This window comes from Prolixibacteraceae bacterium, assembly GCA_019856515.1.
GTDB lineage: Bacteria > Bacteroidota > Bacteroidia > Bacteroidales > Prolixibacteraceae > Halosquirtibacter > Halosquirtibacter xylanolyticus.
Window position 1 is genome coordinate 3193979 of sequence record CP082230.1, and the last position, 15230, is coordinate 3209208.

Annotated in this window: 14 protein-coding genes; 6 read left to right on the forward strand and 8 right to left on the reverse strand. The window is 37.0% G+C overall.

Annotation, left to right across the window (positions count from 1 at the left end):
* The first annotated feature begins 71 nt into the window (after positions 1 to 71).
* Positions 72 to 1073, forward strand: coding sequence for a 2-hydroxyacid dehydrogenase (locus K5X82_11660; GenBank protein ID QZT35949.1), 1002 nt, complete (start codon positions 72 to 74; stop codon positions 1071 to 1073).
* Between the two features lie 56 nt (positions 1074 to 1129).
* On the opposite strand, the gene K5X82_11665 is transcribed toward K5X82_11660, so the two are convergent.
* Both K5X82_11665 and K5X82_11670 read right to left on the reverse strand, forming a co-directional pair.
* On the reverse strand, positions 1130 to 1771 hold the full coding sequence (locus tag K5X82_11665) for a hypothetical protein (GenBank protein QZT35950.1): 642 nt from the start codon (positions 1769 to 1771) through the stop codon (positions 1130 to 1132).
* Positions 1772 to 1802: 31 nt separating this feature from the next.
* Positions 1803 to 2453, reverse strand: coding sequence for a hypothetical protein (locus tag K5X82_11670; GenBank protein QZT35951.1), 651 nt, complete (start codon positions 2451 to 2453; stop codon positions 1803 to 1805).
* 180 nt (positions 2454 to 2633) lie between these two features.
* Between K5X82_11670 and K5X82_11675 the strand changes: the two genes are divergently transcribed.
* Positions 2634 to 3029: a DUF3859 domain-containing protein gene (locus K5X82_11675; protein ID QZT35952.1), complete on the forward strand. Its 396-nt coding sequence runs from the start codon at positions 2634 to 2636 to the stop codon at positions 3027 to 3029.
* Positions 3030 to 3041: 12 nt separating this feature from the next.
* Positions 3042 to 5114 carry an alpha-L-fucosidase gene (locus K5X82_11680; GenBank protein ID QZT35953.1) on the forward strand — a complete coding sequence of 691 codons (2073 nt, stop codon included), beginning with the start codon at positions 3042 to 3044 and terminating at the stop codon, positions 5112 to 5114.
* 60 nt (positions 5115 to 5174) lie between these two features.
* On the opposite strand, the gene K5X82_11685 is transcribed toward K5X82_11680, so the two are convergent.
* The 3 genes from K5X82_11685 to K5X82_11695 form a co-directional block, all read right to left on the reverse strand.
* Positions 5175 to 6101 (reverse strand): cation diffusion facilitator family transporter, encoded by a 927-nt coding sequence (locus K5X82_11685; GenBank protein ID QZT35954.1) that lies wholly within the window; start codon positions 6099 to 6101, stop codon positions 5175 to 5177.
* Between the two features lie 149 nt (positions 6102 to 6250).
* A complete protein-coding gene (locus K5X82_11690) occupies positions 6251 to 7561 on the reverse strand; it encodes an NCS2 family permease (protein QZT35955.1) in 1311 nt (436 codons plus the stop codon).
* 54 nt (positions 7562 to 7615) lie between these two features.
* Positions 7616 to 8317: a DUF5020 family protein gene (locus K5X82_11695; protein ID QZT35956.1), complete on the reverse strand. Its 702-nt coding sequence runs from the start codon at positions 8315 to 8317 to the stop codon at positions 7616 to 7618.
* Between the two features lie 531 nt (positions 8318 to 8848).
* On the opposite strand from K5X82_11695, the gene K5X82_11700 reads away from it, so the two are divergent.
* Complete coding sequence (locus tag K5X82_11700) at positions 8849 to 9508, forward strand: 2-C-methyl-D-erythritol 4-phosphate cytidylyltransferase (protein QZT35957.1); 660 nt, start codon at positions 8849 to 8851, stop codon at positions 9506 to 9508.
* A 279-nt stretch (positions 9509 to 9787) separates the two neighbouring features.
* On the opposite strand, the gene K5X82_11705 is transcribed toward K5X82_11700, so the two are convergent.
* Positions 9788 to 11965, reverse strand: a complete 2178-nt coding sequence (locus tag K5X82_11705) for a beta-N-acetylhexosaminidase (protein QZT35958.1) — start codon at positions 11963 to 11965, stop codon at positions 9788 to 9790.
* Between the two features lie 494 nt (positions 11966 to 12459).
* On the opposite strand from K5X82_11705, the gene K5X82_11710 reads away from it, so the two are divergent.
* Positions 12460 to 13017, forward strand: coding sequence for a hypothetical protein (locus K5X82_11710; protein ID QZT35959.1), 558 nt, complete (start codon positions 12460 to 12462; stop codon positions 13015 to 13017).
* Here the strand turns inward: K5X82_11710 and K5X82_11715 are convergent.
* The gene (locus K5X82_11715) at positions 13001 to 13573 is read right to left on the reverse strand and encodes a UbiX family flavin prenyltransferase (protein QZT35960.1); all 573 of its coding nucleotides are present in this window, start codon (positions 13571 to 13573) and stop codon (positions 13001 to 13003) included. The two genes, K5X82_11710 and K5X82_11715, sit on opposite strands and share 17 nt — an antisense overlap.
* Positions 13573 to 14262: an NAD-dependent deacylase gene (locus K5X82_11720; protein ID QZT35961.1), complete on the reverse strand. Its 690-nt coding sequence runs from the start codon at positions 14260 to 14262 to the stop codon at positions 13573 to 13575. Before K5X82_11720 ends, K5X82_11715 begins: the two co-directional genes overlap by 1 nt.
* A 122-nt stretch (positions 14263 to 14384) precedes the next feature.
* Between K5X82_11720 and K5X82_11725 the strand changes: the two genes are divergently transcribed.
* Positions 14385 to 15224 (forward strand): peptidylprolyl isomerase, encoded by an 840-nt coding sequence (locus K5X82_11725; GenBank protein ID QZT35962.1) that lies wholly within the window; start codon positions 14385 to 14387, stop codon positions 15222 to 15224.
* Positions 15225 to 15230: the final 6 nt, after the last annotated feature.

Here is a 15230-nt window from a genome sequence, read left to right on the forward strand (position 1 = left end):
ATATCGTACCAAAACACAAAACAAAATGTAGGTTAAATTGTTTAGGAGGATATTAAACAATTTGATCTATTATGAGACCCAAGATAACATTCTTTGACACCAAACCGTATGACAAAGATATATATCAACCGTTAGCTGAAAAGATGGGGTTTGATGTACGTTTTGTCTTCTATCACCTTACAGAGGATAATATCCTATTGGCTCAAGATGCCGATGTTGTGGTCATCTTCGTTAATGATATCATTAACGAGAAAGTTATTAACAAGCTTCATAACTATGGGGTAAAACTAATTGCACTACGTTGTGCTGGTTTTAACAATGTCGATATACGTGCTGCGAAAGATAAGATTAAGGTAGTCCGAGTTCCTGCATACTCTCCTAATGCCATTGCAGAACACACTGTTGCGTTAATGCTATCGCTAAACAGAAAGATCCATCGTGCATATTTCCGCACCAGAGATGCCAACTTCTCACTTAATGGGCTGATGGGGTATAACCTTAGTGGGAAAACTGCAGGGGTGATTGGAACAGGAAAGATAGGTAAGGCATTAATTAAGATCCTTAAAGGGTTTGAGATGGAAGTATTGGCCTATGATCCTTATCCTGATGATAAGCTGGCCAAGAAACTAGGATATACCTATACCGATTTAGACACTATATTCCAGCAATCCGATGTCATCTCACTTAACTGTCCACTCACCCGCGAGACGAAGTGGCTCATTGATAAAGATGCCATCGATATGATGAAAGAGGGTGTGATGATCATCAATACAGGTAGAGGGAAACTGATCAAAACATTAGACCTTATTGAAGGACTAAAATCGGGTAAGGTATCTGCTGCAGGTTTAGATGTATACGAAGAGGAGAGTGAATTCTTTTTTGAGGACTTATCCGATCAAGTATTAGAAGATGATGTACTTGCTCGTCTACTGACTTTCAACAATGTGATTGTAACCTCTCATCAAGCTTTCTTTACGAAAGAGGCATTTATGAATATTGCCGATACCACACTAAATAACATTAAAGACTTTTTTGATGGCAAGACATTGAAAAACGAAGTGAAATTGGATTAATAAAGAGGAGTAGAAAGGAGTATTTAGCTCCTATTCTACTCTTCATTTTTTATTTGTTAGAATCGATATCCAATGGCAGCCATCGCCCTAAAACTATCTCGTTTATAATCTAGATCAGAAGAGTACCATTGATCCTTATCGTAAGAACCCGATAATCTTAGTACCATATGATTCTTAAGATTATAAGAGACCTCCAATCCAACAGGAATAGATAAAGCTGTGATATCCTTCACACGAAATTCATCCCCCTCTCTAAAAGAGATCTCTGTAGTCTTATTCTCGATCAAATCAACACCATGTTTATCCATAACAACGTGGATATAATCGTATAGCTTTAATCGGGTCCCTACGGTGAATGAAATATCTAAAGCCCCGAGTCGGATGGCTCTTACTACAGCATTTAACTCTAAAGACTGACTTGTTAAATTCGATATGGAACTTGTGGATCTATAACTATTGCTCTTCCACTTTTCAAAAGAGGGATAACCAGTATCATCAAATAGACTAATCGATCCTGCCATCTCAAGTTGCACCCAATCTAGTACCAGATGTCTATAGGATAGCTGGTATATTGGTCCCATGCCAAAATAACCCTTCTGTTGTCCCTCGACACCAACTCCAAAAGAGAGGCTATGTTTCTGTGCAAACAGACTACTTCCAAGGAGTAGAATCCCGAGGCATAATAATACCTTTTTCATATTCTTCATTTAATCGACCTATGGTGACTTACTAATTCTTAGAAGTGAATATGCTTTTTGAAATATAGTATTTACCTATAATAGGTGATGCTATTTGGTGCTTAGATAGCTCTATATTAAGATCCTTCTCCTTTTTAGCAATCTCTTCTTTAGTAAGTAATTGATAACCATTACCAATTGTAATAATGATATTTCGCTCTTCAGTTGGTTTCTCTTTTACCTCAATGTTTTTTACTTTTCCATTGCTGTCATAAGCTTTAACCACCTTAACCTTATTCGGATCTTGTGATAATGCATCAATTACAATAATTTCTTCTTTATTGTCCTTCACATCTCCTTTTTCCTCAAAAGTAATGATCGTAAGTTTTGGATACTCCTCAAACATCTTCTGTAAAGACACTTTATCAATATTTTCATCTTTACAAAGCTCTTGTGACAAGGTCGTTGATGAGAATTTTTTTTCTAACAATGGATATAGAAGTACAGCTCTTCTCTCACTCTCATCATAATTTGCATTGTCCATAATTAGACGATATGCCTCGATGTCTTGATTAACAACTCTTGCTAATGATTTTGACAATAACACAAAATCAGAATCATTGTTTTTTAGCTCTACATCTTCTTTTTTATCACAAGAAGAGCATATTAAGAGCAAAAGGGTAAAATAAATTACAGTTTTCATTAGGTTTTATTATTTTGTACAGATACAATAGTATACATTTATTAACATAAATGCAAATTATGTATCTAAGAAATAAGTTATTACGAAAACTACAGATTAAAGGAGGTTAACTATCTTTATCATTGCATATAACCCGGGTCAAATAGAATTGTTTAGTTCATTTAAAATCATATTCATGTAATGGCAAAGAAAAAGATTGAGGTAGAGATGTATAGCTATGGAGAGTATACTGCATGGGATAGAGATAGCAAAGCATTACCGAAGCTATTAGATATAACCAATACCATCAAGGCTGACATTGGAACAGAGTTTGGTTATGTACTCATTATAAAAAAAGCAAAAGGCAAAAGGCTCTCATTTAGAATTGAACATCCGCCATTCAAGGGAGACAATGGTAAGGTAGCTCCTCCATTTACGGGAGAGTACTTTATACGAACAAACAATTATCAATTCTTCTTGGGAGACTCTATATGGGAACCTCTATATGATAAATTAGGAAGTTGGAAACTATATACTTATATTGATGGTGAACTAATTGCATCAAAAGATTTGAAACTGATTGCAAAACACATCTAAATTTAAGTATACATGAGAAAACTAACGACGATTCTATTGGCACTGCTATTTATACAGTGTACACACACACCTGCGCCCGAGAAATTAGGGCCTACACCCGCACCTAGGCAGTTAGCATGGCAAGAGATGGAATTCTATGCGTTTATCCATTTTAGCATGAACACATTTACGGATGACGAGTGGGGTTATGGCGACAAAAGTCCTAAACTCTTTAATCCGACAGATCTTGACTGTAGACAGTGGGCTCGGGTTTGTAAAGAGGCAGGAATGAAGGGAATCATTCTTACGGCAAAACATCATGACGGATTTTGTTTATGGCCAACCAATACAACAGACTATTCCATAAAGCAATCTCCATGGAGAGATGGACAAGGAGATTTGGTTAAAGAACTTCGTGAAGCGTGCGACGAATATGGTTTAAAACTAGGTATCTATCTTTCCCCTTGGGATAGAAATAATAAAGCCTATGGAACGCCTGAATACATCAATATCTTTAGAGATCAGCTAAGAGAACTGCTTACGCAATACGGAGATGTATTCGAAGTATGGTTTGATGGTGCTAATGGAGGAGATGGTTATTATGGTGGCGCAAGAGAGAAGAGAAAGATCGATAGAAAAACATATTACGATTGGGAAAACACCTATAAGATTGTTAGAGAGCTTCAACCGAATGCATGTCTTTTTAGTGATGCAGGCCCTGATGTAAGATGGGTGGGTACTGAAGAAGGCTTTGCCAATAAAACCAACTGGAGTACATTAAGAAGAGACGAAGTATGGCCTGGATGGCCTCACTATGTACAACTTAGGTCAGGACATGAAGATGGTAACTACTGGGTACCAGCAGAAGTAAACACCTCTATTCGCCCAGGGTGGTTCTATCATAAAAAAGAAGATAACAAAGTGAAGACATTGCCTCACTTAATGGATATCTATTATCATTCGATTGGTCGTAATGGTACATTCCTTCTGAACCTTCCATTAGATAGAAGAGGGCAGATTCACCCAACCGATGTAAAGCAATTGGTAGCTTTAGGGAAGCAGATTAAGGCAGATTTCCATGATGAAGTATCTAAGTCAGCAAAAACTATCACCGCTTCAAATGTTAGAGGTAATTCAGAAACGTTTGGAACACAAACACTGCTTGATAACGATTTAAATACCTATTGGGCAACTGACGACACCATCTCGTCTGCTTTAATAACCATGACATTTGACCAACCGGTGACATTTAACCGTGTCTTATTACAAGAAAATATTCAGTTGGGCCAACGCGTACAGAAGTTCAGTGTGGAAATATGGAAAGACAATCGTTGGAAAGAGATTGCACAAGAGACAACGATAGGGTATAAACGTATCCTTAGAACCCCCAATATGAATACAACGAAGGTTCGTATTATGATTGAGAAGTCCAAAGGAGCTATTACACTTTCGAAAGCAGCACTATATTTAGCCCCGGCACTACTCGTTGAACCTCGTATGTTTAGAACAAAAGACGGAATGGTTTATATCATTGCACCAGACCAAGAGTCTGAGATATACTACACGGTTAATAGTTCGAATCCGATCAAAAATGAAAAGAGATATACAGTACCTTTTAAATTAGATCACAAAGCCATGGTTAGTGCAAGGATAAAAGATCCTAAGAGTGGGAAATATAGTCCTATTACTTCGAAGCTTTTCGATATTCCTGCCACACAATGGATAGTTAATGATAATAATGTATCTCATTTTGAGAGAATAGTTAACGGTCAAGATCACAACTATGGAATGATTGAAGATAATAAACAAGGAATGGTTATCGACTTAGGACAAGTCTATCATGTCAGCGGATTTAGATACCTTCCTATTCAAGACCGTTGGAGTTTGAATTTTATCAATAAATATGAGTTTTATGTAAGTCTTAATGGTAAGAGTTGGGGCAAGCCTGTTTTAAAAGGAAGTTTCGATAACATTCGCAACCACCCTATCATTCAAAGTAGAGTAGGGGCAGACAAGAAGGGACGTTATATCAAGTTCGTTCCTATAGAAACGATTGATCACATGAACAAAGCAACCATCGCAAGGTTTGATGTGCTCACTAAGTAATCATAAAAAAAGTGAGGCTGCCTTCTTTAATAGGGCAGCCTCACTTTTTTATGAAATTATTTAATTACAGTGTGAATCAGAACATCCTATATTAGGTAGTTCCATCTCAATGGTTGCATGTCCAATACCGTGATGCTCTAAGTCATGTTTTATCTCCTTCCGCAGAATAATCAGTTCACCCATTGTTGCATCACAACTATTCAGCTCAATATGTCCTGTTAATGAAACTAAGGTGCTACTAATAGGCCAAATATGGATGTGGTGTGCCTCTTTAACACGTGGATCTTTCTCTAGAATAGATTTTATCTCTTCATAATCAATATCCCTTGGTACTGCATCAAGTACCAAACGAATGCTCTCTTTTAACAGGCTGTAGGTACTTATAGCTATGATAGCAGCGATCACCAAACTAATGGTTGGATCTATCCATGTATATCCCGTATATTTAATCATTACACCAGAAACTACAACCCCTACAGATACCAATGCATCCACAAGTAGGTGTACAAAAGCTCCTCTAATATTGATATCCTTCTTCTGGTCCTTGAAAAACAAGAAAGCGGAGATTCCATTAATCAAAACACCTATAGCAGCCACAATAATAACCCCATTTCCATTAATAACAACAGGAGATTGAAATCGTTCAATCGACTCCCATGCGATAGTTACAACAACAAAGCAGAGGACCACAGCATTAATAAAGGAGGCTAATATCGTACCTTTCTTATACCCATAAGTAAATTGATTGGTTCGAACTTTCTGTGCTAAACGAAGTCCAAACCAAGATAATAATAGGCTTCCAACATCTGACAAGTTATGTGTAGCGTCCGATATCAAAGCCAAAGAATTAGTTGAAATTCCAATAGCATATTCAACTATCGTAAAACCAATATTAAGGAAAATCCCTAACTTAAAAGCGTTGCCAATACGGTCTGGTAAAGATGCATGGTCATGGGAGTTTCCCCCTCCTGAATGAGAATGTGCCATATTTTGAACTATTATTCATTTTATTTATTACCTAAAGATAATTATTCTAAATAACACCGCCATTCTAAATAGAGTAAAAACAACAAAGGCTACCTTTGGGTGAGGTAGCCTTTGTGAATTATAATATTATGAATTGTATTGCTCGATAATTACATCGCATCAACAATAAATTTTCCAATAAACAATAGAGCTAAAACTACCGTTACCATACTTACATCCTTATATTTTCCTGTGAAAACTTTCAAGAAAACATATGAGATCAAACCAAATACAATACCTTCTGCAATAGAGTAAGTAAATGGCATCATTACCATGGTAAAGAAAGCTGGAATAGCCTCTGTAAAATCATCCAAATCAATGCTCTTAATAGGAGTGACCATCATTACACCAACGATGATAAGTGCTGGTGCAGTAGCTGCTCCAGGAACCATCAAGAAGATAGGTGCCAAGAAAAGAGAGATGAAGAACATACCTGCTGTCGATAATGCCGTAAGACCTGTACGACCACCTTCAGCCACACCTGCTGCACTCTCAACAAAAGTAGTTACTGTAGAAGTTCCTAAGAATGCACCTACTGTAGTACCTACAGAGTCAGCAAAAAGTGCTTGCTTTACATTTGGAATACGTCCATCTTTATCTAACATATCTGCTTTGGTGGTTACACCGATTAGTGTACCTACAGTATCAAACATATCCACAAAAAGGAACGTAAAAAGAACAGTTACCATTGAGAAGATTCCCTCTGCTGAGTTTAACCAATCCCACTGGAACTTAAACATTATAGGCTCTAGAGAAGGAACCGAGAAGTCGATATCATTAGGTACAATTGTAACGCCCATTGGAATACCAATAATCGTTGCAATGAACAATCCGATTAGAATAGCTCCCCTTACGTTACGAGCCAAAAGAACTCCCGTGATAAACACTCCTAATAAAGCTACGACAGCAGAAGCAGAAGTAATATCGCCAAGACCAACTAATGTTGCATCATTTGCAACCACGATACCTGCGTTCTTCATACCAATCAAAGCAATGAAAAGACCGATACCTACAGAGATGGCATGTTTAATATTCTTAGGGATAGAGTTAATAATCAACTCACGAATATTAAATGCGGTCATCAATAGGAAGATGATACCTTCAAGGAAAACTGCAGTCAAAGCGAATTCCCAATCATGTCCCATAGACAAACATACACCAAAAGCGAAAAATGCATTTAGTCCCATACCTGGAGCCAAAGCAAAAGGTAGTTTGGCAACCAATGCCATTACCAGAGTAGCCACAACAGCAGATAGAGCAGAAGCTGTAAATACAGCACCCTTATCCATTCCACAAGCACTAAGAATATCTGGGTTCACAGCCAAGATATAGGCCATGGTCATAAATGTTGTAATACCTGCTAGGATCTCTGTTTTAACAGTAGTTCCATTCTCTTTTAACTTAAAAAACTTCTCTAACATCTCTATGATTTTTTTGAAGGTTGCGAAAGTAATGATTTTGTATTAAATCCGAAATTAGAATGTCCACTTAACGGCTACGGTTGGGTTAACCATAAAACCTTCGTTGTATGCAAAGTTCGAACTCATCTCAATCTCCGATCCTACAGAGAAGTTTTTATTTACATTATACCAGAATTGAGGCTCTGTAATAAATACATAGTGTGTCGTCTTATCTCCCATATTGAAATCTTCTTTCCAAAAGTCAGCAAAACCAGTCATAGAGAATTTATTCTTAAAGAAATTCAGATTCCAAACACCTGTAATCTGGAATGAAGCATCATGTTTATCTTGAATCCACTTGTAGTTAAGCGATAATGTAAAGATCTTAGAAAAGTCTGTGCTAGACCAAGTATATTGACCCCCAGCTAAAACAGCGTTTTCAATTGCGAAGGCATTGTAACTACTATTAGTAGCATCTGTAGGTTTAACTACAACTCCACCATTATACTCTACTCTTGGCTCGAATGCACAATCCTTTGAGATCTTAAAACTACGAGCAATCTCCCAGTATGCTTGACTAATACCATTGAAGTCGTTCGCACCATAGTCCATGTCAATAAAGAAGAAAGTAGATCCCCACTTATCCAATTTGAACATCTCAACGGTAGAGGTAAGATACTGTCTTCCTTCACCTAAGTCATAGTGTAACTGCACGTTCTGCGATTTAGCAGATAGAACTCCAATAAAAAGGGCGATAAAAATAGATAGCTTTTTCATTGTTTATTGTTTAAGCTTTTATTAAATTAAAAATGGATTAGAAACGCTGCAAAAGTAAAAATTCGTCCATCACACATTTATGATTTGTTTAAAAGAAACAGCCTTGTTAATAATTTGGTAACACTACGTTTTGAAATTATTAAAGCCCTATTTTTTAATATGTCTACAATGTTAATTCTATACTTTTTCTTCAGTACCCCCCTTAATTCTTTAGGACTATCTCAGATAAAAAATGCAATAGCGGATTGAATAATCAACTACAAAAAAATATTCATGTAAATATTATATTATACAACATCATTTCATAAATTTGCTTTAAACCCAAGTCTATCATGGAAGCAATACTCTTTGAAGTGTGAGATAATCTATCAGAGCTTGTGAATATATTTTGTTTAGGCAAACCACAAAAATGGAAACACCGCTTTACTTACAGTGATATTCTTTAATAAAGGATAAACAATAAAGTACGATCGGATATAGTTCATTTCATGATTTGATTTGGTATATAAGATCATATAATATAAATCAAGAATGGAAAGAACAGTCGTTATTGTAGCAGGAGGCAGTGGAACAAGAATGGGAGCAAATTGTCCCAAACAGTTCCTAGAAGTAAATGGAAAAGCTATTCTTGAGCACACAATGAGTTGCTTTTATCAATTTGATCGCAATATGGAGATGATTATCGTACTACCCAAAGATCAAATCGATATCTGGTCACAATATTGTAAAGAGAATAAACTAGAGATCCCTCATATGGTTATCCATGGTGGAGAAAGCCGATTTCACTCCGTGAAGAATGGACTCTCGATGGTAAAAAAAAGAGGTGTAGTTGCTATTCATGATGGCGTTCGACCTTGTGTCTCTCAGTTGACTCTACATCGCTGCTTTGATGAAGCCACTACAAATGGTGCGGTAGTACCTGTAGTTGCTCTTGTAGACTCCATAAGGCAGCTTAAAGGAGATAAATCCACCGCTGTGGATAGAAGTCAATATGCTTTAGTACAAACCCCACAAACATTTCAATGGGATATCATATCCAATGCATACAAGCAGAATTTTGACCCTCTTTTTACCGATGATGCATCTGTTGTAGAAAAACTAGGGGTGGAGATGGTCTTAGTCGAAGGGAATAGAGAGAACATAAAAGTTACAACCCCTGCTGATCTTAAATGGATTGTGCCATTCCTTTAAGCATCATAACAATGTGTTAGACGGTTATATTTTATAGAGGCATAATGCAAAGGTGGTTCACGCAGATTCTTGAAATGTCTTTATTAAATTAGTTCGTGTTCCACAAGTCACTTTTAAAATATTCCAATAGCAGCATACAGTTATACCAATTGAATTATGAAATGATATCATAAAAAAAGGTAGTATTTGTATGATCACACAAATACTACCTTTTTTTTATAATCCATCTGATTTTAAAAGAATTACGGATGATAATAAACACTCAAATTTAGTCTATTATTATGACTTCTTTAGATAGACCTTACCTCTTGACCTGAGGGCTTTATTAAACTTCATATCTATAATAAGCATCCCTTCTTGGTTTGTCTTCACCTTAATCTTTTTGGTTCTCTTCGGATAAAGGGTTAGTTTCTGTGTTTTTCCCTTAGATTCATTAGATGTTCTGTAGGTCAACGTAGAGACACTCTTCACCCCCTTGTCAATCACTATCTCTATCTGATATGTCGTATTAGACTCTAATCCTTTTTTGGTGCAATGTAGTTTCAGGTCTTCGTAAGTAAAAGTAATAATGGGCTCTATAAATATATCTTTAGATGTACACACTGAAGCCCGCCCCATTGGACTATATGTCACGTATTCAAACTTACTCCGATTACGACACTTAAACATTTTAGTATATTTCAGGCCATTAGTAAGAGGAGAGGAGCCATCTTCACTGTATCTCACTTTTGCTTCTATATATGGTTTTTTGAAATATATAGAATCTGTACCCCTCCAATAGGGAATCGCACGAGGAATACGATAAGATATATCCTGATAATCTAGTCTATTTAAGTGGTAGAGACCTAATCTATCCATAAAAGATCGGAAGGCCTTATTTGAACTGTTGGTCCATCCTACTTCCGCAAGTGCACAGATACGAGGATAGCTTTTATACCAGAACTGTATCTCTTCGGGTACTACAAACTCACTCCAAAGTGCTCCTGACACTCCTTTAATATTATTTTGATAAGCAGATGGGATATCCCACAGAGGATTATAGTTATAAACATCCTCTAATGTAACGACACCAGCCCAAGTATGTCCAGGCTCATTTTTGTTGTTGGACTCTTTCATGTCGAAATAACAGTAAGGCCCTGGTGCCATAATAACATCTATATCTCTTTGGGCTGCTTCTATTCCTGGGGCGACCCCTTCCCAAGACATAATCATCGTTCCTTTAGGTAGATCACCTCCAAGAAGGATCTCATTCCAGCCAATAGGATTTTTTCCTTTACTATGAAGCATTTCTGTGATATGATGCACAAAGTCATTCTGTAGTGCTTTCTCATCTTTCAATTGATGATCCTTCATATATTTTTGGCATTTAGGACACTTTTTCCACTGACTGAAGCGAACTTCATCTCCTCCAAAATGGATATATGGAGAGGGGAATATGGTCGCGATCTCAGTAAATATATCATCAAGTACCTTCAGACTATTCAGATTTGACGCACATACCACATCTCCTTCAAAAGGGTGTGGACAACATCCTAGTCCCAATGACCTATTTAGAGCTGTTGAATGACCAGGAACATCAATCTCTGGAATAATGCTTACACCTCTCAATGATGCGTACTTAACAAGGGTTTTTATCTGCTCCTGCGTATAATAGAAAGGGCCATAAGGGTCAGCATCTTCAGGTTGCCAGTTTTTTGCCTTTTTATGCCTATAAGGAGATATCTTCTCAGATATACCTCTCACGGAACCAATATTCATTAATTCAGGGTGGGATTTGATCTCAATTCTCCAACCTTGACTATCTGCAAGATGCAGGTGCAAAGTGTTCATTTTGTGTTGAGATAGTACATCCACATATTTTAATAGGAGAGGGAAAGGCATAAAATGTCGGCTTACATCTAACATCATTCCTCTATAAGCAAAATGTGGTTTATCCTTTATGGTTACCGATGGCAATGTAACCAACTTTAGCTCATTCTCCTTTATCGTATCATCTGAGAAGACGGAAGGGGGTAAGAGTTGCAAAAATGTTTGTATCCCATAATAGACGGCTGAAGTACTTCCACCATCAATAGCAACTTTATTGTCTTTAACCTGAAGTGTATACTCCTCTTTTGAAAGCGACGGGTTTATACATAGTGTGATATCCCCCTTATTGGCTACATCTATTTTAACTCTCATCAATTTTGAAAGCTTTTCAACTAAATAGTTTGCCGTTGGAATCAATTCATTGGTACATCCAATGGAGTTAAGATCCCTTAGGTAGAATGATCTTCCCTCTTCTAGGTTTATTTCATTTACTTGGGGAACGAAATGTTGCTTGATCTCCGACTTTGTAAATATACGTTCGGAAGATCGCATTGAACACGCAAATAATTGCAATGAGACAATAGCAATCACTGCATAGTTCCACAAACTTCGACTTGAAATTATCATAGCTCTTTGAACAGATTTCATAGCGATATTATTTTGATTGGTATAGGAGATACTAATGTAGCTATTTCCACCCTAATAAAGTATAATTCAATGATATAATAAATTGGTTACATACAAAAAGAAGTTACCCTTATGGGTAACTTCTTTCTATAGTTCTTAAAGTGATGTGATAAGGAAAATGGGAAAATGGTATCTCACAGTCCCTTTAGAGAAATATATAATAAAATGTAATATAGTTATTTAATTATTCAACTACAGCGTTAACTGCACTGCTAATTTAACAAAAAAAAGTAGTTAAACGAACTTTATTGCCTCTTATCAGTTAGATTTTAAAACATAAAAACAACAGGATGTTTCCCATTTGTAACGAATCGACAAGGGACCAAGACAGGAAGTGGTGGTCTCTTTTTAGACCTCTTATCGATATTATTGCTCCGAAGTATTGTCTTTATTGCCATCGGCAGGTCTTTAATGACATAGGATTATGTCGAGAGTGCTGGATGAATATTACATGGATGAATTGCTCCGAAATAGAGTATAAGGAAGTAGAGCTTACTCAAGTGATGGTGATTACTCAAATGTATTGCTTAACCTCTTACCATCATGAGAACCACTTTCCCATATTAATTCACAAACTGAAATATTCCAACCGAAAGGATATCGCAAAATACCTAGGACGTATATTGGGAGAGAGAGTATTTGAAACATGGGCAACTTACTCATGGGATGTAATCATCCCCATCCCTCTTCATTATTTAAAGAAATGGCATAGGGGGTATAATCAATCGGAGTTAATTGCGTGTGGTATGTCTGAAGTCTTGAAAGTTCCGATGGTGGCAGATGCAGTAGAGCGAATTCGTTATACAAAAACACAAACTTCACTAAACAAAGAGAAGAGACGTGGTAATATGGAGCAGGCCTTTAGAATAACTAAACCATCGTTGCTACATTATCGACGTATATTGATTGTAGACGACGTATGTACCACAGGAGCAACGATGCTTGCACTCATTAAGGAGTTATCAAAATTAAAAGGTATCGAGATTGGTATCGTGACTATCTCATCAACATAGGACCCTCTCCCCAAGAGTTCTCTTCATCTTTAAGGGCTGACACACTCATAATACGATCGACAACACTATCAACCACCTCTTCAATGGTAGTTGGACAACGATAGAATGACGGAGTTGCGGGTACAATCACTGCCCCCATCTCGGTCAAAGAGGTCATATTCCGAAGATGGACAAGATTGTAAGGTGTTTCACGAGGAACAATAACTAATCTTCTACGTTCTTTCAGCATTACGTCAGCTGTTCTAGTAATAAGGTCATCCGAAATGCCATGACTGATTCGAGCTAAAGTACCCATAGAGCATGGGACAATGATCATTAACTCGTAACGTGATGATCCAGATGCAAAGGGTGCATTAAAGTCTTTTCGATCAAAGATGTCTACACCATAACTTCCATCTATCCATGGTTCTTTTAACTCATACTTCCATATATCTTGAGCATTACTAGAGAAAACCACTGCAACTTCATTAGTTGGAGTCAGTGCTTTGATCTTTTTAAGCAAACGTTGTGCATATATTGCTCCACTTGCACCTGTGATGGCTACCACTATCTTCATTACTGTTGACTAATTAATTCATAAAATATAGATATCCCCTCCGATGCTGTTGCACAGATAAATTTCACTCCAGCAGGAAGATTATCTGGACGTTTAGGGTCCACTAGATAAACAGGCACCCCTATTTGTGCATAATGAACTAAGCTAGCTGCAGGGTAGACACTTAATGAAGTTCCAACAACAAGAACAATATCTGCTTCATGAAGCATGTTAATCGCAGGGTCCATCCGAGGAACTGCTTCTCCAAACCAAACAATATCAGGTCGTAGCTGAAATCCTTTTTCACAAAGATCACCCATGTTAACATCCTTATCTTGTGGGCCAAGTTCATAAACCAATTCAGGATGTCGAGTACTTCTGACCTTCCTTAATTCACCATGAAGGTGCAATACATTATGGCTCCCAGCTCTCTCATGTAGATCATCTACATTCTGTGTAACAATATCGACATGATAATGTTGTTCTAGTTTCACTAAATCGGAATGACCTTGGTTGGGTTGCGCATCCCATAGTTGACGTCTTCTATCATTATAAAAACGTTGTACTAAAACAGGATCTCTTTCCCAACCTTCGATGCTAGCAACCTCCATCACATCATAGTTTTCCCACAAACCATCACTATCACGGAAGGTTTTTAGACCACTCTCGGCACTCATTCCTGCACCTGTTAATACAACTATTCGTTTCATAAAAAAGGATGTTAAATATTCAATAGTAAAATTACCTAATTATTCGAATTCCAAGAAATCCATAAAGATTTTTTATTTTTGCTATGATCGAAAGAATTCAATCCATAAATATCTGGTAAATAATGAAAAAAACGACCTTTTTCTTCCACTGCTATTTTAAAAATATACTTCTTATAGGAGGGCTTATTCTTATTAGCATAACCAGCTGTAGAAGAGCAGACCAAAAGCACCATGTGAAGATCCAAACAGTATATGGAGATATGGTTGTGGAACTATATAATGAAACCCCGAAACATCGTGATAACTTCATCAAGCTAGTTGAACGTGACTACTATAATGATCTACTTTTTCATCGTATCATTAAAGAGTTTATGATCCAAGGTGGGGATCCTGATTCAAGAGGAGCGGAAGAAGATGAGAAATTGGGAAATGGAGGACCTGGATACACTATTGATGCAGAATTTAATCCAGCACTTTTTCATAAAAAAGGGGTAATAGCTGCTGCAAGAAAAGGGGATAAATCTAATCCTCAAAAAGCGTCTTCGGGTTCGCAATTCTATATTGTTCAGGGAAAGCGTTTCACTGAAGAGGAGTTAGATTCCCTTGAAGATGAGAAACTGATGAAAGAATCGCAGAAGATATTCATGAAAAAACAATGGATACTTAAAGACTCTTTTATGTATTACCAACAGCACCACCTGTATGAAAAGATCGATTCATTACGAGAAAAACTTCGTGAAGAAGCTGACAGTATCGCTATGACTAATCGTTTTACAATTCCAGAAGAACATCGTAAAGTGTATAAGCAAGAGGGAGGAACACCTCATCTAGATGGAAATTACACCGTATTTGGTGAAGTAACAGAAGGGCTGAGTGTCATTGATTCCATTGCTGGGGTAGAGACAGGAGTATCAGACCGACCGTTAAAAGATATCGTCATGAAAATTGAATTAATCGACTAATTCTTA